The organism is Lysobacter changpingensis (assembly GCF_017308985.1).
Lineage (GTDB): Bacteria > Pseudomonadota > Gammaproteobacteria > Xanthomonadales > Xanthomonadaceae > Lysobacter_J > Lysobacter_J changpingensis.
The window spans coordinates 943,146-962,727 of the sequence record NZ_JADWPE010000002.1; the positions used below are offsets into that span (position 1 = coordinate 943,146).

9 protein-coding genes and 2 pseudogenes are annotated in these 19,582 nt (G+C 68.0%); 5 read left to right on the forward strand and 6 right to left on the reverse strand.

The window, feature by feature from the left end:
* Nucleotides 1–21: 21 nt before the first annotated feature.
* From uxaC to I4U41_RS06070, 5 genes and pseudogenes are all read left to right on the forward strand, one after another.
* Nucleotides 22–1,437: a glucuronate isomerase gene (gene uxaC, locus I4U41_RS06055; RefSeq protein ID WP_206860186.1), complete on the forward strand. Its 1,416-nt coding sequence runs from the start codon at nucleotides 22–24 to the stop codon at nucleotides 1,435–1,437.
* Between the two features lie 21 nt (nucleotides 1,438–1,458).
* On the forward strand, nucleotides 1,459–4,176 hold the full coding sequence (gene galB, locus I4U41_RS06060; RefSeq protein ID WP_206860187.1) for a beta-galactosidase GalB: 2,718 nt from the start codon (nucleotides 1,459–1,461) through the stop codon (nucleotides 4,174–4,176).
* Nucleotides 4,177–4,247: 71 nt separating this feature from the next.
* Nucleotides 4,248–5,324: pseudogene (locus I4U41_RS06065) on the forward strand (endo-1,4-beta-xylanase); the annotation flags it as partial.
* A 27-nt stretch (nucleotides 5,325–5,351) separates the two neighbouring features.
* Nucleotides 5,352–6,296 (forward strand): annotated as a pseudogene (locus I4U41_RS18310) (SMP-30/gluconolactonase/LRE family protein); the annotation flags it as partial.
* A 239-nt stretch (nucleotides 6,297–6,535) separates the two neighbouring features.
* Entirely contained in the window at nucleotides 6,536–7,744 is a 1,209-nt protein-coding gene (locus I4U41_RS06070) for a S1 family peptidase (RefSeq protein ID WP_206860188.1), read from the forward strand.
* Nucleotides 7,745–7,838: 94 nt separating this feature from the next.
* Here the strand turns inward: I4U41_RS06070 and I4U41_RS06075 are convergent, their stop codons facing one another.
* The 6 genes from I4U41_RS06075 to I4U41_RS06100 form a co-directional block, all read right to left on the reverse strand.
* On the reverse strand, nucleotides 7,839–9,299 hold the full coding sequence (locus I4U41_RS06075; protein WP_206860189.1) for a mannitol dehydrogenase family protein: 1,461 nt from the start codon (nucleotides 9,297–9,299) through the stop codon (nucleotides 7,839–7,841).
* Nucleotides 9,300–9,489: 190 nt separating this feature from the next.
* Complete coding sequence (locus I4U41_RS06080; RefSeq protein ID WP_206860190.1) at nucleotides 9,490–12,123, reverse strand: glycoside hydrolase family 3 C-terminal domain-containing protein; 2,634 nt, start codon at nucleotides 12,121–12,123, stop codon at nucleotides 9,490–9,492.
* Between the two features lie 189 nt (nucleotides 12,124–12,312).
* Nucleotides 12,313–13,971: a glycoside hydrolase family 43 protein gene (locus I4U41_RS06085; protein ID WP_206860191.1), complete on the reverse strand. Its 1,659-nt coding sequence runs from the start codon at nucleotides 13,969–13,971 to the stop codon at nucleotides 12,313–12,315.
* A 121-nt stretch (nucleotides 13,972–14,092) separates the two neighbouring features.
* The gene (manD, locus tag I4U41_RS06090; RefSeq protein ID WP_206860192.1) at nucleotides 14,093–15,346 is read right to left on the reverse strand and encodes a D-mannonate dehydratase ManD; all 1,254 of its coding nucleotides are present in this window, start codon (nucleotides 15,344–15,346) and stop codon (nucleotides 14,093–14,095) included.
* Nucleotides 15,343–17,334, reverse strand: a complete 1,992-nt coding sequence (locus I4U41_RS06095; protein ID WP_242525001.1) for a sialate O-acetylesterase — start codon at nucleotides 17,332–17,334, stop codon at nucleotides 15,343–15,345. Before I4U41_RS06095 ends, manD begins: the two co-directional genes overlap by 4 nt.
* An 18-nt stretch (nucleotides 17,335–17,352) precedes the next feature.
* Complete coding sequence (locus tag I4U41_RS06100; RefSeq protein WP_206860194.1) at nucleotides 17,353–19,488, reverse strand: alpha-glucuronidase family glycosyl hydrolase; 2,136 nt, start codon at nucleotides 19,486–19,488, stop codon at nucleotides 17,353–17,355.
* Nucleotides 19,489–19,582: the final 94 nt, after the last annotated feature.

The window sequence follows — 19,582 nt, forward strand, 5'->3', positions numbered from 1 at the left end:
CGCGCCACGAGCACCCCGACGATGACCCATCCCCTCCACCTTCACCAAGACCGCCTCTTCCCGGGCGATGCCGCCACGCGCGGCATCGCGCGACGCCTCCATCGCGAAGTCGCGATGCTTCCGATCGTGAGCCCGCACGGCCACACCGACCCCGCGTGGTTCGCGACGAATGCACCGTTCGCCAACGCGACCGAACTGCTGCTGGTCCCGGATCATTACGTGTTCCGCATGCTCTACAGCCAGGGCGTGTCGCTGGACGAGCTCGGCATTCCACGTGCGGACGGTTCGCGTGCGAACGTCGATCCGCGCGCCGCGTGGCGCGTGTTCGCGCGCAACTTCCACCTGTTCCGTGGCACGCCGTCGTCGATGTGGCTCAACCACGTGTTCTACGAGGTGTTCGGCCTGCGCCAGCGGCTCGACGAAGCCACGGCCGACGCCTGCTACGATCGCATCACCGAAGCGTTGCAGACGCCGCAATTCACGCCGCGTGCGCTGTTCGAGCGCTTCAACATCGAGGTGATCGCCACCACCGAATCGCCGCTGGAAACGCTCGAACACCATCAGGCCATTCTCGACAGCGGCTGGAAGGGCCGCGTCATCACCGCATATCGCCCCGATCCCGTGGTCGATCCCGAACACGAGCAGTTTCCGTCCGCGTTGCAGCGCTTCGGCGACATCACCGGCGAGAACGTGTACACGTGGGACGGCTACCTGCGCGCGCATCGCCAGCGCCGCGACTTCTTCAAGCGCATGGGCGCGACCTCGACCGATCACGGGCACCCGACCGCCGCGACCGCCGATCTCCCGGACGACGAGGCGCGCAAGCTGTTCGACGTGATGATCCGCGGCACGGCGACGCCGGCGCAGGCGGAGCTGTTCCGCGCGCAGGTCCTCACCGAGATGGCGAAGATGAGCCTGGACGACGGGCTCGTCATGCAGATCCATCCGGGCTGCTTCCGCAACCACAACGCGGGGCTGTTCGCGCGCTACGGCCGCGACAAGGGCGCCGACATTCCGTTGCGCACCGAGTACGTGCACGCGCTGAAGCCGCTGCTCGACCGCTTCGGCAACGATCCGCGCCTGACCGTCATCGTGTTCACGCTGGACGAAAGCACCTACAGCCGCGAGCTCGCGCCGCTGGCCGGGCACTATCCGACGCTGTTCCTCGGGCCGGCATGGTGGTTCCACGACGCGCCGGAAGGCATGTGGCGCTTCCGCGAACAGACGCTGGCGAGCGGCGGCTTCTACAACACCATCGGCTTCAACGACGACACGCGCGCGTTCCTGTCGATCCCGGCGCGGCACGACGTCGCGCGCCGCATCGATTGCGCGTTCCTGGCGAAGCTCGTCGCCGAACATCGCATGGACGAGGACGAGGCCGTCGAAGTCGCGCGGGATCTCGCATACCGGCTGCCGAAGCAGGCGTACCGCCTGTAACGAGGAACGGAGGAAAGGGACTTGCGACCGCATCGGAAGCGCGTACGGCACGCGTGCTCGCTCGCATTGGCGCTGTGGCTGGCGGCGGCGTCGTGCCTCGCCTTCGCCGCGCCGCGTGAACGCCACCTCCTCGACACCGGCTGGCGCTTCCACAAGGGCGATCCCGCCGGCGTCACGGGGCTCGACTACGACGTGCGTCCTGAAGTCGCTCAGAGCGCCGACGGCAAGGATGCCGACGCGCGTCCAGAGGAAGCGGCGAAAGTCCACGCGAACGGCCAGCGGGTGCTGAAGCCGTGGATCCTGCCGACCGCGAATCCGCTGATCCGCGATCCGGCGCGTCGCCACGTGCGCCCGCCGGGCGATCCCGGCAGCGACGTACCGTTCGTGCAGCGCGATTTCGACGATCGCGCGTGGAAGCTGGTCGCGCTGCCGCACGACTGGGCCATCGCCGGGCCGTTCCTGAAAGACGGCCCCTACGGTGGCATGGGTCGTCTTCGGACGTGGGGGCCGGCGTGGTACCGCCGCACGCTCGACATCCCGGCCGGTGATGCCGGCCGCTCGATCTTCCTCGACGTCGACGGCGCGATGTCGTACGCGACGGTGTGGCTCAACGGCAGGCTCGTCGGCGGCTGGCCGTACGGCTACAACGGCTGGCGCGTGGACCTCACGCCCTACGTGGTTCCGGGCGGAAGGAACCAGCTCGCGATCCGGCTCGACAATCCGCCCGAGTCGGCGCGCTGGTACCCGGGCGCGGGACTCTATCGGAACGTGTGGCTGGTGAAGACCGGCCCCGTGCACGTCGCGCATTGGGGCACGCGCGTGACGACGCCGAAAGTGTCGAAGCATGCCGCCACCGTCACGCTCGAGGTGTCGATCGACAACGATTCGGCGGGCGCGGCCGACGTATCCGCGACGACGGAGCTGTTCGAACTCGACGCGAACGGCAGCCGCCGTGGCCGCGCCGTCGCGCGCATCGATGCGAACGCGACCGCGGCACTGACCGCGTCCACGACGCTGGCGAACCCGCGCCTCTGGGGCCCGCCGCCGACGCAGCAACCGAGCCGTTATCTCGCCGTCACCACGATCGCGCGCGATGGCCGCGCGATCGATCGCGTGGAGACGCCGTTCGGCATCCGCAGCATCCGTTTCGATGCGGACGACGGCCTGTTCGTCAACGGCGAACGCATCGTCATCCGTGGCGTGAACAACCACCACGACCTCGGCGCGCTTGGCGCGGCGTTCAACGTGCGCGCGGCTCGGCGCCAGCTGGAAATCCTGCGCGACATGGGCGCGAATGCCGTGCGCATGGCGCACAATCCGCCGGCGCCGGAGCTGCTCGAACTCGCCGACCGCATGGGCTTTCTCGTGGTCGACGAAGTATTCGATTCGTGGGAACGGAAGAAGACGCCGCTCGACTTCCACCTGGTCTTCCCCGACTGGCATGAGCCCGACCTGCGCGCGATGCTGCGACGCGACCGCAATCATCCGTCGATCGTCCTGTGGGGCGTCGGCAACGAGGTCGGCGAGCAGTACACCGGCGACGAAGGCGCGGCGATCGCGCGCAGGCTGCAGGCGATCGCGCGCGAGGAAGACCCCACCCGCCCGACGATCAACGCGATGAACTGGGCCAAGCCCGACATGCCACTGCCGCGCGAGCTCGACGTGATCGGCCTGAACTACCAGGGCGAAGGCATCCGCCAGGAGCCGGAGTTCGAAGGCACCGACCGCATCCGCACGCCGCCGCAGTACGACGCGTTCCACGCGGCGTTTCCCGACAAGGCGATCGTCAGCACCGAGACCGCATCGGCGCTCAGCAGCCGTGGCGTGTACCTGTTCCCGGTGACGACGAAAACCAGTGCGCCGGTGCACGATGGCAACGGCGGCGATTCGTCGGTCCGCCAGGTGAGCGCGTACGAGCTGCACGCGGTGGATTTCGGATCCAGCGCCGACAAGGTGTTCGCGAGCCTGGACCGGCATCCGTTCGTCGCCGGCGAGTTCGTGTGGACCGGCTTCGATTACCTCGGCGAACCGACGCCGTACTACGACTCGCGCAGTTCGTATTCGGGCATCGTGGACCTCGCCGGTTTTCCGAAGGATCGCTATTTCCTCTACCAGTCGCGCTGGCGCCCCGACCTGCCGATGGCGCACCTGCTGCCACACTGGACCTGGCCCGGGCGCGAGGGCCAGGCGACACCGGTGCATGTGTTCACGTCGGGCGACGAGGCCGAGCTGTTCGTCAACGGCGTGTCGCAAGGACGCAGGAAGAAGGCGCCGTGCGAGTACCGCATGCGGTGGGACGACGTCGTGTACGAACCTGGCGAAATCCGTGTGCAGGCGTACCGGAATGGAAAGCCGTGGGCGAGCGCATCGGCGCGCACCGCGGGCGCATCGGCGAAGCTCGATGCGTCGCCCGATCGACGCGTCCTCGCCAACGACGGCCGCGATCTCGTCTTCGTCACCGTGCGCGTGCTCGATCGCGACGGCACCCCGATGCCGACCGCGAGCGACCGCATCCGCTTCAGCATCGAAGGCCCCGGCGAGATCGTCGCCACCGACAACGGCGATCCGACCGACATGGACGCGTTCCCGTCGCACGAACGCCGCGCCTTCAGCGGCCTCGCGCTGGCGATCGTGCGCGGCGTGCCGGACATGGGAGGCGTCATCACGTTGCGCGCCGATGCGGACGGATTGCAGGGCGCGCGCATCACCCTCGAAAGCCGCGACCAGGAGACTCCATGACGACATCACGCCCCCCTTCCCGGCTGCTGCTCGCGGCAGTGCTCTCCGGCGCGTTCGCGCTGGCGCCCGCGATGGGCGCGACGCCCGCCACGACGTTGAAGGCCGCGTACGCCGACGACTTCCGACTCGGCGTGGCCGTGAACGACGACATCGTGGCCGGTCGCGATGCCGCGTCGCAGGCGCTTACGGCGAAGCACTTCGACGCGATCACCGCCGAGAACGTGATGAAGGCGGAAGTGGTCAACCCGAAGCCCGGCGTCTACGACTTCGCCGCGGCGGACGCGTTCGTCGATTTCGGCCGCAGGCACGGCATGTTCGTGATCGGCCATACGCTGGTGTGGCACAACCAGACACCCGACTGGTTCTTCGTCGACGCCGACGGCCAGCCGAACACGCGCGAGGCGCAGATCGAGCGCATGCGCGCGTACATCGAGAAGGTGGCCGGACGCTACAAGGGTCGCGTGCACGCCTGGGACGTGGTGAACGAGGTCATCGACGAGGACGGCACCTACCGCGACACCGTGTGGGTGCGCGGCGTCGGCGATGGCGACGAACTCGTGAAGCACGCATTCCGCTTCGCGCATCGGTACGCGCCGGACGCGGAGCTGTACTACAACGATTTCAACACCTGGCGGCCGGAGAAGCGCGACGGCATCGTGCGCATGGTGAAGATGCTGCAGGCGCAGGGCATCCGCATCGACGGCATCGGCATGCAGGGTCATTGGGGCCTGAACTATCCGAGCCTCGCCGACATCGAGGCCGCGATCGACGCGTATGCCGCGCTCGGCCTGAAGGTGATGATCACCGAGCTCGACGTCGACGTGCTGCCGCTCACGCGCGAAGGCCAGGTGATCGGCAGCGTGATGGCGCACAAGCAGTTCCAGCTGCCGGAGTTCAAGCGCTATCTCGATCCGTATCGCGACGGTCTTCCCGCCGACGTGCAGCAGCGCCTCGCGGACCGCTACGCCGAGCTGTTCGCGCTGTTCCATCGCAAGCGCGACGTGATCGATCGCGTGAGCCTGTGGGGCGTGCACGATGGCATGTCGTGGAAGAACGATTACCCGGTGCCGGGTCGCATCAACTACCCGTTGCTGTTCGATCGCGCGCGACAGCCCAAGCCGGCGCTCGACGCGGTGCTGCGCGTGCCTCGCGGCCCTGCGGATTCCGCTGGCGAAACCATCGGTCGCGTCACCGGGTTCGATCCGGCGTTCCATGCGCTGGTGCCGGAGGAGGCGCGCATCGAGAAGATCGCCGATGGCTTCACCTGGGCCGAAGGTCCGGCGTGGATCGCGGAGGGCGGCTACCTGCTGTTCAACGACGTGCCGGCGAACGCGATGCATCGCTGGTCGCCACGCGAGGGGGCATCGCCGTTCCTCAAGCCGTCCGGTTATGCCGGGCCCGACACGGCCGGCCTGCGCGAGGCCGGCGCGAACGGCCTGGAGGTCGAGCCGGGCGGCACCGTGCTGCTCGCCGATTCGGGCTCGCGACTGATCGCGCGCTTCGATCCGCGGAACAAGCGCCGGACGACGCTCGCGGCAACCTACGGCGGCAAGCGCTTCAACAGTCCGAACGACATCGCGCGACGCAGCGACGGCACGGTGTTCTTCACCGATCCGCCGTACGGTTTGAAGGGCATCGATGCCTCGCCCCTGAAGGAGCAGCCAGTCAATGGCGTGTATCGCCTCGACCCCGACGGCTCGGTGCACCTCATCGAAGGCGGACTGAAGTTTCCCAACGGCATCGCGCTGTCGCCGGACGAACGCACGCTGTACGTCGCCAACTCCGATCCCGAACACCCGGTGTGGATGGCGTACGAACTCGACGCGCGCGGCGAGGTGGATGGGCGCCGCGTGCTCGGCGATGCCTCCGACCTGATCGCCGCGGGCGCGTCCGGCGCGCCGGACGGGCTGACCGTGTCGCGCGACGGACACCTGTTCGCGAGCGCGCCCGGCGGGCTGCTGGTGATGGACGCGAACGGAAAGCGACTCGGCATGATCGCCACCGGCGCGCGCGTCTCGAACGCGACCTTCGGGAACGATGGCCGCACGCTGTACCTCACCTCGCACACGTTTCTCGCGCGCATTCGCGTGAATGCGATGGGTATCGGGTTCGACCGGTAGCGTTCGCGGCGCCTGTTCATTCCGACGAGCGGTCGGTTGGCGTTGCGGAAAACCGACCCCGATCACAGCCCTTGCGCGGGCCTGTCGCGGCGTCCGCGTGTTGTCGGACGCCTTCACATTTTTCCTGCAATTGCGCGCGCAGGATCGGCCGACCGGTCGCCGCTCGTCCGTTCCGGTGCGATGCACCGCAACGTTCGGGGGCCCGGTTTTCCGACCTTCATTCATTCGGGGTGATGCCGATGCGCAAGTTCGCTTCATGGGCCAAACGCGGCCTCTATGTCCTTTCGCCGCTTCCGCTGCTCGCCGCCATGACGGCGTCCGCGGCGGGACCGTCCGATCAGCTGCCGTCCGCGGTGCGCGCGGCGATGCAGCGCGATCTCGGGCTCGATTCGGCCCAGCTGGCGCAGTACCTGAAGATCGAACGGCTCGCCGAAGTACAGGGCAAGCCGCTCGCCGCCGCGCAGGGTCGCAACTACGCGGGCAGCTGGATCGAACGCGCGGCGAACGGGCAGTTCAAGGTGGTCGTGGCGACCACGTCGCTGCGCGCGCAGAAGGGCCCGGCCGACGTGGAGATCCGCAATGCCCGCCACAGCCTGGCCGTGCTCGACACGTCCAAGGCGCAGCTCGATGCCGCGCTCTCCCGCGGCAAGGCGCCCGCGGGCGTGTACGGCTGGTACGTCGACCTGCCTGGCAACAGCGTCGTGGTGAGCGTCGGCAAGGGCCATGAGCAGGCCGGCATCGACTTCATCGCCGCCAGCGGCATCGACAGCCGTACCGTCCGCCTGGAAACCGCCGAGGAGCAGCCGAGCCTGCGCGTCGCGCTGGAAGGCGGCCTGGGTTACCTGCGCAATCCGGGCGACGGCTATCTGTACGCGTGCTCGATCGGCTTCCCGGTCACGCAGGGCGGCTTCGTCACCGCCGGCCACTGCGGCGATGCGGGCGAAGCGACGTACTTCGAACCCTCGCAGTGGACGCTGGGCCCGAAGATCGGCTCGTTCGTCGCCTCCAGCTTCCCCGCGCCGGGCCAGACCGGCAACGACTTCGCGTGGGTGAAGGTGGATGCCGGCCACACGCTGACGCCGGAAGTGTCCGGCTACGGCAGCGGCGACGTGGTCGTGCGCGGCAGCACCGAAGCCGCCGTGGGCGCGGCGATCTGCCGTTCGGGCCGCACCACCGGCTGGCGCTGCGGCACGATCGAAGCGAAGAACCAGACGGTCAACTACAGCACGGGCGAGACGATCCTCAACCTCACGCGCACCACCGCGTGCTCGGAAGGCGGCGACTCGGGCGGCTCGTTCATCACCGGCCCGGGCCAGGCGCAGGGCGTGCTGTCGGGCGGCAGCGGCAGCTGCAAGGGCAAGCAGCCGAACAACCGCACGCGCAGCTTCTACCAGCCGCTGCTTCCGATCCTGCAGAACTACAACCTGACGCTGCTGACCGGCGCCTGATCCTTAACCCGCTACCTCACCGACTCCCTCCCCTGCACGTGCAGGGGAGGGTTGGGAAGGGTGAAGTGCAAGCCCGTAACGCCCGCCCCCCCGCTCACATCTCCGACAAAGCCCGCGCAACCGCCTCCGACGACGCATCTCCCAACGCGACATACGCCACACGCAGCGCCCCGACGAACCGCGCATCGGCAGACAGCGGCGCGAACACCGCATCGAGCCGCAGGAACGCATCCACGTCCGCCGCCGAGCCATCGCACTGCCGCCCAACCGCAGCAAGCGCATCGGCCATCGGATCCACGATCGCCACGCCCGCCTTCGCCTGCCGCCGCACGTAACGCAGCCAGCCTGCCACCGGCACGCAGAGCGGATCGATCGAACGCCCTGCCGCCAGCGCATCGGCGATCGTGCCCAGCAGTCGCACCGGAATCTTCTGCGAGCCGTCCCACGCAATCTGCGAAAGCCGGTGCTGGATCGCCGGATTGCGGAAGCGTTCGAGGATCGCATCGATGTAATGCGCCGCATCGAACCCGCGCGGCGCGGCGACGTTCGGCGCGATCGCCTCGCGCATCAGCCGTTCGACGAAACCCGCGAGCACCGGCGTCGCCATCGCCTGCGCGACCGTTTCGATCTCCATCAGCGAGCCCAGGTACGCCAGCGCCGAATGCGGCGCGTTGAGCAGGCGCAGCTTCGCGCGGTCGTAGCCGGCGATGTCGTCGCTCATCGTGACGCCGGCGCGTTCCAGCGGCGGGCGCCCGTTGCAGAACGCGTCCTCGACCACCCACTGCGTGTACGCCTCGCGCTGCACGGGCCACGCGTCGATGCAGCCCAGTTCGCCCGCCACGCGATCGCGCAGCGCGTCGTCGGTGGCGGGCGTGATGCTGTCGACCATTGAACGCGGGAACGTGGCGTTCTCGGCGATCCAGCACGCGAGGTCGTGGTCGATGCGATCGGCGAACGCCACCACCGCGCGACGCAGCTTGCCGCCGTTGTCGGGCAGGTTGTCGCAGCTGAGCACGGTGAACGGCGGCAGCCGCTGCGCCTTTCGACGACGCAGGCCTTCGACGAGGTGGCCGATGGCGCTGACGGGCGTTCTGGGGTTCTCCAGGTCGCGCACGATGTCCGGATGCGCGAAGTCGAGTTCGTCCGCGGCGAGGCAATAGCCCTTCTCGGTGATCGTCAGCGTGACCAGGCGGACGTCGGGGTCGGCGAGTCGTGCGAGCACGCGCCCGCCCTCCTCGCGCGCGGCGAGCACTTCACGCAGCGCGCCGATGACGCGCAGGCGCGGCCGTTCGCCGAGCAGCGCGAGCGTGTACAGCCCGTCCTGCGGCGCGAGCGCGTCGCGCACCTCGACGCTGTTGAGCGACACGCCGCAGATGGCCCAGGCAGGATCGTGCGCGAGCACATCGTCGACGTACACCGCCTGGTGCGCGCGATGAAACGCGCCGACGCCGAGGTGGACGATGCCGATCCTCGTGGCGGCGCGGTCGTAGTCCGGGCGCTGGATGTCGGGGGGAAGCGTGGCGAGCGTGGTGGCGTCGAGTCGGCGGTCGGTCATGTCGTACTGCTGTGTTCGCGTTGGGTCGGCGTGATGGATCGTCGTGACGTGTCGCCGTGATGCGATGGGAACCGTCATCCCCGCGAAGGCGGGGATCCAGCTGGTCGTCGCGACGCGTCTTCCGAAGAGAGTGACGCGGCTGGCAGTTGGGTTCCCGCCTTCCCGGGAACGACAGCTCAGGGAGTTTGTGTTATCTGGTGACGGTCAAGGTTTTCCTTACGCGCACATCCGCACTCGACGCGCCGATCTGCACTTCATACGCGCCCGGATCCACCGCATACGCATCGCGCGCTTCATCCCACGTCCGCAGATCGTTCGCAGGCGTGATCGTGAAACTCACCTCGCGCGATTCGCCCGGCTGCAGGTGCACGCGCTGGAAGCCGCGCAGGTCCTTGCGCGCGCGCTCGCGCTTCGGATCGAGCAGATGCAGGTACAGCTGGACCACCTCGTCGCCCGCGCGCTTGCCGGTGTTCTTCACCTGCACGGTCGCGGTCACCGGTTGCGATGGCGACGCGCTCGCGCGGTCGAGCTTCAGGCCCGAGTACGCGAACGTGGTGTACGACAGTCCATGGCCGAACGGATACAGCGGCTCGCCTTCGAAGTAGCGGTACGTGCGGTTGCGCATCGCATAGTCGTCGAATGCGGGCAGCTTCTCGTCGGCCTTGTAGAAGGTGACGGGCAGGCGGCCGGCGGGATTCGCATCGCCGAACAGCACATCAGCCACGGCGTTGCCGCCGCGCTGGCCCGGATACCACGCCATCACGATCGCGGGCAGGTTCTGCTTCGCCCAGTCCACCGCGATCGCCGAGCCCGCGGTCAACACCATCACCACCGGCTTGCCCGTGGCGTGCAGCGCTTCGAGCAGCTTGCGCTGCGTTTCGGGCAGGCGGATATCGGTGCGGTCGCCGCCGGCGAAGCCGGGATAGTTGACCGTCATCTCCTCGCCTTCGACGTCACCGGTGAGTCCGCCGACAAAGACGACGACGTCCGAATCGCGCGCGGCCTGCACCGCTTCCTCGAACGGCGGCTTCGCGCCCGGCATGCGCCACGCGAGGCGTACGCCGGCATCGCGTTCGCGCTCGTAGTACCCGAGGCGGATGTTGTATGCACGACCCGCTTCCAGTTCGACGTCCGCATGCTCGGCATGCAGGCGATCACTGTTCTGCCAGTGGTCGATCACCAGCTTGTCGTCGAGGTACAACCGGACGCCGTCGTTGCCGGCGGCTTCGATCTGGTAGGTGCCACTCACCGGCGGCAGCAGCTGGCCGCTCCAGCGGATGCTGAAATCGTCAGCCGGAACGTCCTGGCCGCCCTGCGCTTCGCCACGTGCCATCAGGTTGTCGGTCGGCGAGCCGCGATCCCAGCGGAAGCCGATCTGCGGATCCACGCGCACCAGGGTCGGCTTGCCCTCGAGCTCGCGATTGCGGAAGTACTCGCCGCGCAGGCCGCGTTCGGTCGAACCGGCTTCGGGGCGCAGGTACTGCGGTTCGATCAGCGGATTGGCCGCGGGATCGTCGCGGCCTTCCACCAGATCGACGCCGCGCGCATGCACGATCGTCGCGTTCGGCGCGGCTTCGCGGATGCCCTGCAGGATGGTCACCGGCGCCTTCGGCGTGCCGTAGTAGTTGCCGAGCAATGCCATCGTGTCGTCCGCGGTGGGGCCGACGACAGCGATGCGTTTCACGTCGCGCGACAACGGCAGCACGCCGTCGTTCTTCAGCAGCACGATCGATTCCTGCGCGACCTTGCGCGAGAGCGCGTCGTGCTCGGGCGACTGGTTCACCGAGTACGGAATGCCCGCCCAGCGCACCTGCGAAGGCGGATCGAACATGCCCAGCCGCATGCGCGCGGTGTAGAGCTTCGTGAGCGCGGCATCGACCTCGGCCTCGGGAATCAGGCCCTTGCGGACCGCCACCGGCAGCGACGGCAGGTACGTGTCGCCGCAGTCGAGCTGCGTGCCGTTCTTCACCGCGAGCGCCGCGGCTTCTTCCGGCGTCGCCACGATCTTGTGATTCTTCCAGATGTCGACGATCGCCCAGCAATCCGACACGACGTAACCCTTGAAGCCCCACTCGCCGCGCAGGATGTCCTGCAGCAGGAACTTGCTGGCGCTCGCCGATTCGCCGTAGACGCGGTTGTACGCGCCCATTACGGCATCCACGTCGCCTTCCTTCACCAGCGCTTCGAATGCGGGCAGGTAGGTCTCGCGAAGGTCGCGTTCCGTGGGCTTCGCATCGAAGGTATGGCGGTCGGCTTCCGGACCGCTGTGCACGGCGAAATGCTTGGCCGTCGCGTCGAGCTTGCGGTACTTCGGGTCGTCGCCCTGCAGGCCCTTCACGAACGTCACGCCCATGCGCGCGGTGAGGTACGGATCCTCGCCGTAGGTCTCCTGCCCGCGGCCCCAGCGCGGGTCGCGGAAGATGTTGATGTTCGGCGACCAGAACGTGAGGCCCTGGTAACGCCCGCGCTGGCCCTGGCGCGCGAACTCGTGGTGCTTGGCGCGCGCTTCGTCGCTGATGGCCTCGCTGATCTGCGCCATCAGCGGCACGTCGAACGTCGCCGCCATGCCGATGGCCTGCGGGAACACCGTCGCCCCGCCCGCGCGCGCGACGCCGTGCAGCGCTTCGTTCCACCAGTCGTACGCGGGCACGCCGAGACGGTCGATCGCCGGTGCGGCGTTCTGCATCTGCGCCGCCTTTTCGTCCAGCGTCATGCGCGAGACGAGGTCGGCGGCGCGCTGTTCGAAGCTGCGGCTGGTGTCGAGCCAGGGGCGGTCGGTGGTGTCTTGCGACCGCGGATCGGCAGCGAAGGCGTTGCAGACCATGCAGCACGCCAGGGCACCGGCCAGCGTTGCAGCGCTCCAGTGAGATCGGCCCTTCGCGTCGTCATCCCCGCGAAGGCGAGGATCCAGGGACGTTGCCTTCGACGTGGATGCATCCATCGAATCCCGCCTGCGCCGGAATGACGGGACTGCCTGCATAGCCGCAAGTTCGGACCGCTTCATCGCCCTCTCCTAGTGACTTTCGACCTGTCGTGCATACGGCCCCACCGTCACTCCGATGAAGCCACCCGCGACATCGGTGCTGAGCACCGTGCCGTCCACGTCCTGCTTCAACCACTTCCAGCCGTGGCCCGCGTCGTAGCCGAACGCGTAGTCGCCCGCATCGCCTTCGATCTTCAACTTCAGCGCCTTCGTGCCCGCCGGCAGCGTCGCGGTCGCAAGTGTTTCGGTCGCGTCCTTCTGCCGCTTGCGCAGCGTCAGCGTCACACCGTTTCCGACGCGTTGCGCGCCAATCGAGTACCAGTAGTTCTCGTTCTGGAACGCGGCGATGCCCGCTTCGGTACCGGCCTCGGCCGGCACCGTCATCGCCGTGCTCGCTTCGAACGAAAGGTGCTGCTGCCGCCGCGCGAGGAAGGTCGGATTGCGCAGCGTGTCGAGCCCTTCGCCCGGCGCGATCGCCAGCTTGCCCGCGTGCGTGCGCAGGTCGGCCCACTGCGTCTTCGGCACGCGCGCGAACAGCCACGTCGTGTCGAGCGCCGGTTTGTCGAAGTCGTCGCGCCAGGTGAAGTTGCCGCTCAGCGGCGCCTGCGTCGCGCCCCGCTGCATGAACGACGGGCCATCGGCGACCTGCGGAATGCGCTTGCCGTGGGCGAGGATCGTCGGCCAGCCGTCCTTCCATTCCACCGGCAGCAGGAAGGTCTCGCGCCCGGTGTTGTAGTGCACGCGGTCGTACATGCGACTGGCGAGGAACACCGCCCACCACGTGCCGTCGGTGGCTTCCACGAGGTCGGCGTGGCCCGCGTTGCCGATCGCATCGACACGGTCTTCGGGAAGATCGCGCTGCGTCAGGATCGGATTGTGCTCGTACGGCGTGTACGGGCCCCAGATGTCGCGGCTCCGCGCCACCACCTGCGAGTGCTGCAGGCTGGTGCCGCCTTCGGCGCAGACGAGGTAGTACCAGCCGTCGCGCTTGTAGATGTGCGGGCCTTCGATCCAGATCGGCTTCTGCGACAGGTCCATGCCGCCGTTGATCAGCACCTTGCGCGGGCCGAACGGCTGCAGCGTCTTCGCGTCGAGCTGTTGCATCCAGATCGCGCGATGGCCTTCGTACAGCGGCTTGCCTTCCGGCGCGTCGTTGTTAATGAGGTAGACCTTGTCGCCATCGAAGAACAGCGACGGGTCGATGCCGTCGATGGTCTTCAGCCAGATCGGATCGGACCACGGGCCGGCCGGATTCTTTGCGGTGGCGATGAAGTTTCCGCCTGCGTCCACGGACGTATTGAGTACGTAGAACGTACCGTCGTGGTACTCGATGGTGGGTGCGAACACGCCGCGCGACATGTTCAGTCCGTCGAAGTCCAGCTGCGTCGGGCGGTCGATCACGTTGCCGACCTGCGTCCAGTGCACGAGGTCGCGGCTTTCGAACACCGGGATGCCGGGGAAGTACGTGAACGTCGAATTGACCAGGTAGTAGCGGTCGTTCGCGCGCACGATGCTCGGGTCGGGATAGAAGCCGGCGAGGATCGGATTGCGGTACTGCCCGGGCTTCACCGGCGCATCGAACGGCGCGTCGTGGCCCTTGTATTCGAACCAGTCGAAGAGGACGGGCTCGGCGGCGAGCACTGGCATCGACGCTACCGAAAGAACCAGTGCCGACACCCACTTCGTCATTCCCGCGAAAGCGGGAACCCAGCGCCTTTCGGCCTGGTGACGAGACGTCGCTGCCAAGTCGCCGGGTCCCCGCTTTCGCGGGGATGATGGCTTGGTTAGGGACACGACCGCATTCATCGAATCACCAATCCCACATCGCGCCATCTTCCAGCCGCGCGATCGGCAGCTGCTTGGGCGCATAAGGGAATTTGGCGGCGAGCTTCTCGTCGATGTCGACGCCGTGGCCGGGGGTGTCGCCGACGTGCAGGCGTCCGTTGCGGAAGACGTAGTCATGCGGGAAGACCTCGTTGGTTTCATCCGAATGGAACATCCATTCCTGGATGCCGAAGTTCGGCACCCACGTGTCGAAGTGCAGCGCCGCGCCCATGCACACCGGCGACAGATCCGTCGCACCGTGGAAGCCCGTTCGTACCGCATGCAGCGCGGCGAAATCGGCGATTCGGCGCACGTGCGTGATGCCGCCGCCGTGCACGATGGTGGTGCGGATGTAGTCGATCAGCTGGTTCTCGATGAGGTGCTTGCAGTCCCAGATCGAGTTGAACACCTCGCCCACCGCCAGCGCGGTGACCGAATGCTTGCGGATCAGTTCGAAACCCTTCTGGTTTTCCGCGGGCGTGGCGTCTTCCAGCCAGAACAGGCGGAACGGTTCGAGGTCGCGGGCCAGTCGCGCCGCTTCGATGGGCGTGAGGCGATGGTGCACGTCGTGCAGCAGTTCGACGTCGGGGCCATGATCGGCGCGCAGGCGTTCGAACAGCTTCGGCACGATGTTGAGGTATTTCGGCGTGTTCCAGACCGTTTCGGCCGGCAGCTCGCTTTCGGCCGGTTCGTACGGCTTGCCGCCGACGGAGATGCCGTAGGCCTTCTTCACGCCAGGCACGCCGCATTGCGCGCGCACCGCGAGGAACCCCTTCTCGATGTACTTGGCGACCTCGTCGGTCGTTTCCTCGATGTCGCGACCGTTCGCGTGCCCGTACACCAGCGCGCCTTCGCGCGAGCGACCGCCCAGCAGCTGGTACAGCGGCAGGCCGGCCATCTTGCCGAGGATGTCCCACAGCGCGACGTCGACCGCGGCGATGGCGGTCATCGTCACCGGACCGCGACGCCAGTACGCGCCGCGATGCAGGAACTGCCACATGTCCTCGATGCGGCCGGCGTCGCGGCCGATCAGGTTGGGCACGACATGATCCTGAAGGTACGACGCAACGGCGAGCTCGCGGCCGTTGAGCGTCGCATCGCCCAGGCCGGTGATGCCCGAACGCGTGGTGATCTTCAGCGTGACGAAGTTGCGGCCCGGACAGGTGACGATGACTTTCGCATCGACGATCTCGCGGTCGCGCGTGGAGCCGTGACGGGTTTCGGTGGTGGCGGTGTTCATCGTGCGTGGTCGTCGGAAGAAGGCGAAGGAAGGGGAAGTTCGAAGGGGCCGGCCGGAAGGTTCGCGCCGTCGAACAGCGTGCATACCGGGCCGTCCGCCCAGCAGTAGCGCACGCGCGCGGCTTCGTGCGCGTTCGGCGCACGCAGGGTGACGGTGTTGCTCCACGCCTTCGCGTCGGCGTAGCGGCAGCTGTCCGTCCGCGCGCCGCACAGTTCGAAGCCGATGGGGCCGTTCGCGCCGACGCCGACCAGATCGCCGGTGTTGTCGCGGAACGTCACGACGACCGCGTCATCGACGCGTCGTGCGGACACCGGCACCGGTCCGGATGGCGGCAGCCTCTCGCCGTACACGACATGGCGCGCGGCGCGTGCGAGGCGACGGCCGAGTTCCTGCTTGTTCGACGGATGGATGTCGTAGTGGTCGCCGATGTCGATGGCGACGGCGAGTCCGCTGTTTGCATCATCGTTGGCGACCTGGCGCTGCGATTCGCGCAGCTCCGCCCAGCCGCTTTCGGACGGCTGCGCCTTCGGCATGCCGTAGTTGGCCAGCTGCACGATCAGGAGCGGCGTTTTCGCGCCAAAGCGCGAACGCCAGTCCTCGCGCAGCGTGCGCAACAGGTCGCGATAACGCGCGCCTTCGAACGTGTTCGACTCGCCCTGGTACCAGAGCATGCCGCGCACGTTGTAGCGGCCCAGCGGCGCGATCATGCCGTTGTACAGGGTCGAGAGTCCGGCGGCGGTTTGCCACGGCGCGCGCGGTGGCGTGTCGCTGCCGGCCACCTGGCGGAACTTCCACGGATTCGACAACGGCGCGCTGGAACCGTCCTTGAAACGCAACGCGTTCGCCGACGCGGGACCGGAGAGGCCGCCATCGCGATACGTGTCGAGCACGTTGACCACGACGACGTTCTCGCCTTCCTTCAGCAGGCCCTTCGGCAACGCGTATTCGCGGCCGCTGCCGGCACCGTAGGTACTGCCGACGGCCACGCCGTTCACCCACGTCATGTCGACCTCGTCCGCCGGCGCGAGCGCGAGCGTCGCGTCCTGCGCGGCCTGCCCGGCGGTGAGCTTCACCGTGGTGCGATACCACACCATGCCGTCGAACGCGGCGAGTTCCGGGATGCCCCAGCGCTCCCACGCGCCGAGTTCGCGCGGCGCGGCGCGCCAGTCCCTGCCTGGCGAGTACGTGCGGCTCCACGGCTCGTCGCCCGGCTTGGCGTCGCTGCGTGCGTTCCACCAGCGCGTCCACACGTCGCCCCAGCGTTCGATCGCCCCGACTTCATCGGTCGCGTACTGCGCCAGTACGTCGAGCTCGGCGTCGTAGAGTTTCGTCGCGCGCAGCGCTTCGCCGCTGGTCCACGCCTGGATGCGCGATCCGCCCCACGCGGCGTTGATCAGGCCCATCGGCACGTCGACGGTCTTCTGCAGCTCGCGCGCGAAGTAGTAACAGGCGGCGGAGAAATCGCGGACGGTCTCGGGCGTCGTCGTCGTCCACTTCACCGGCGTGGCGAACGTCGCCTGCGGCGTGACCGCGCCGTGCTGCGGCACGGTGAGCAGGCGGATGCGATCGTTGTCCGCACCCGCGATTTCGGCGCGCGCGTCGAGCGATCGCCACACCTGCAGTTCCATGTTCGACTGGCCGGAACACAGCCAGACGTCGCCGACCATCACGTCGCTCACGTTCTGCGTCGTCTCGCCGGACGTCGCGCTGAGTGTGTACGGGCCACCGGCCTTCATCGATGGAAGCGTCGCGCTCCAGTGGCCGTCGGCGTCGGCGCGCGCGGTGGCGCGCTTGCCGGCGAAGCTGAGCTTCACCTGCTCGCCGGCGTTCGCGCGCCCGAACACGCGGATCGGCTGCTCGCGCTGCAGCACGGCGTGGTCCTGGAACATCGTGTGGAGCAGCGTGGCTTCGGCCGCGTTCGCGACGAACGCCGCAGACAGTGCGGCAACGCCGCACAGCGCGCGCGCCAGGTTTCGAATGCGATGCATGGTGCGGATCGACATGGTTCAGCCATTCCCCGGGGCGAACGGAAATTCGAGCGATTCGTAGTAGTCCAGCGGATGCGCGGGCGGCGCGTAGCCGTCCGGCAGCGGACGCTGCGAGAACGTCTGGAAGTACGCGATGCTGGCGTCGCGCCACCACTGCGCTTCCTTTTCCTGGATCGCCAGGAAGGTCGCGATCTGCGCGTGGCGTTCCGGATCGATCCTGCCTTCCAGAGCGTTCCAGGTGCGGCGCATGTCGCGCACCTTGTCGACGCCACGCGAGTAATGCACGACGAGTTCATCCCACAGCGTGCGGCCGGACCGGGTCGTGTAGTCCCACGGCAGGTGGTGGAACCACAGCAGGAATTCCTCGGGCGTCCTGCCCGCATCGTCGAACTGCGCGGCGACCGGCTTCGCGTACTGCGACACCGCGTCGCTGCCGCGCGTCGTGCGATCGAAGCCGATGCCGTCCTTCGTGGCGCGGTGGTAATACACGCTGGTCCAGTCCGCGCGCGGGCCGCCTTCGACCCACGGGCCCGGGCCGTAGTGATGGCCGCGGCCCATCAGGTGATGCAGGCCGAGCGGCGTCATGTAATCCACGACCGCTTCGCGCGAGCCCATCATCATCGCGACCACGGGCTGCACGATGTCGCCGTCGTTGGAGAACGTCATGCGCGTCCACTCTTCCGCGATGTCGCGCGAGGAGAGTTCCGGATTCCACGCGAGCCGGCCGAAGACGTACCAGTTGGCCTGGTCGAAATGCGAGCCGCTCCAGTTGCGGTCGCTGCCGATGTTCGCCACGCCGGCCATGCCGGTGAGCCGGTAACCGTGCAGTTCGCCATCGACGACCTTCGCCACCGTCGAACCCTTGCCGCGCGCGTGGGTATCCGCACGCAGCGTTTCCTCGAACAGCGGGCCCAGGTACGCAAGGTGCGTCGCGAAGCCGAGGTACTCCTTGGTGATCTGGAATTCCATCATCAGCGGCGTCTTCGGCATCGCACCGAACAGCGGATGGAACGGCTCGCGCGGCTGGAAGTCGATGGCGCCGTTCTTCACCTGCACCATGACGTTGTCGCGGAACTTGCCGTCCAGCGGCACGAACTCGTTGTACGCCTGCTTGGCGCGATCGTCCGGCGTTTCATGCGAATAGACGAACGCACGCCAGATCACGATGCCGCCATGCGGCTTCACCGCGTCGGCCATCATGTTCGCGCCGTCGGCATGCGTGCGGCCGTAATCCTGCGGGCCGGGCTGGCCTTCGGAATTGGCCTTCACCAGGAAGCCGCCGAAATCGGGAATGGCCTTGTAGATCTCGTCGGCCTTCGCCTTCCACCACGCGCGCACCTGCGGGTCGAGCGGATCGGCCGTCTTCAGACCGCCGATCTCCACCGGCGCGCTGAAGCGCGCACTCAGGAACACGCGGATGCCGTACGGGCGGAACACGTTCGCCAGCGCCGCGGCCTTCTCGATGTACATCGGCGTGAGCTGCTGCGCGCTCGCGTTGACGTTGTTGAGCACGGTCGCGTTGATGCCGATGGAGGCGTTGGCGCGCGCGTAGTCGGCGTAGCGCGGGCCGAGGTAATCGGGGAGCTTGTGCCAGTCCCAGATCGATTCGCCGGCATAGCCGCGCTCGACGTGGCGGTCGAGGTTGTCCCAGTGGTTCAGCATGCGCAGCTGCGTGCGCGGGACTTCGCGGATGTCGAGCGCGTCGATGGGCTGGCCCGTCTGCAGCAGGCGCAGCAGGTGGAACGCGCCGTGCATCGCGCCGGCGTCGGTGTTGGCGGCGATGGCGATCGCGTCGCGGCCGTCGAACTCGACCGTGCGGATGCGATAGCCCTCGCGGCCGAGGTCCTTCGTCGCGAGCTTCAGGCCGGCGATCTGCTTGGACGACGCGGGCGTGCCGACGATCAGCGCACCTTCGACCTTCGCGGCGTCGGACATCGGCGGCTGCGCGCCGAGCAGGCCGCCGAGACCACGGACGAGCTCATCGCGCGTGGCCCGCTGCGTCGGCGTGGCGGCCGGGGCGACGAGCTGCGCGAGGCGGGGCCGATACGCTTCCGCGTCGGCATCCGGGATCGGGCGATAGCGCAGCCACAGGTCGTAGCCGTCCTCCGCCGCCGCCGGGCGCGGGAGCAGCAGGGCTGCGAGCAGGAGCAGCATGAGGGCGAAGAAGCCGGATCGTTGCCGGGCGGCGGGTACGCTGTCGCCGGGCGTGCGGGATGCCCGTACCATGTGCAAAGCTCTCATGCGCAGT

Bases quoted from the DNA above. Each gene is read 5' to 3' on its own strand.
- uxaC (WP_206860186.1), top strand. From the start codon at position 22: ATGACCCATCCCCTCCACCTTCACCAAGACCGCCTCTTCCCGGGCGAT.
- I4U41_RS06070 (WP_206860188.1), top strand. From the start codon at position 6,536: ATGCGCAAGTTCGCTTCATGGGCCAAACGCGGCCTCTATGTCCTTTCG.
- I4U41_RS06075 (WP_206860189.1), bottom strand. From the start codon at position 9,299: ATGACCGACCGCCGACTCGACGCCACCACGCTCGCCACGCTTCCCCCC.
- I4U41_RS06080 (WP_206860190.1), bottom strand. From the start codon at position 12,123: ATGGTCTGCAACGCCTTCGCTGCCGATCCGCGGTCGCAAGACACCACC.
- I4U41_RS06085 (WP_206860191.1), bottom strand. From the start codon at position 13,971: ATGACGAAGTGGGTGTCGGCACTGGTTCTTTCGGTAGCGTCGATGCCA.
- manD (WP_206860192.1), bottom strand. From the start codon at position 15,346: ATGAACACCGCCACCACCGAAACCCGTCACGGCTCCACGCGCGACCGC.
- I4U41_RS06095 (WP_242525001.1), bottom strand. From the start codon at position 17,334: ATGCATCGCATTCGAAACCTGGCGCGCGCGCTGTGCGGCGTTGCCGCA.
- I4U41_RS06100 (WP_206860194.1), bottom strand. From the start codon at position 19,488: ATGCTGCTCCTGCTCGCAGCCCTGCTGCTCCCGCGCCCGGCGGCGGCG.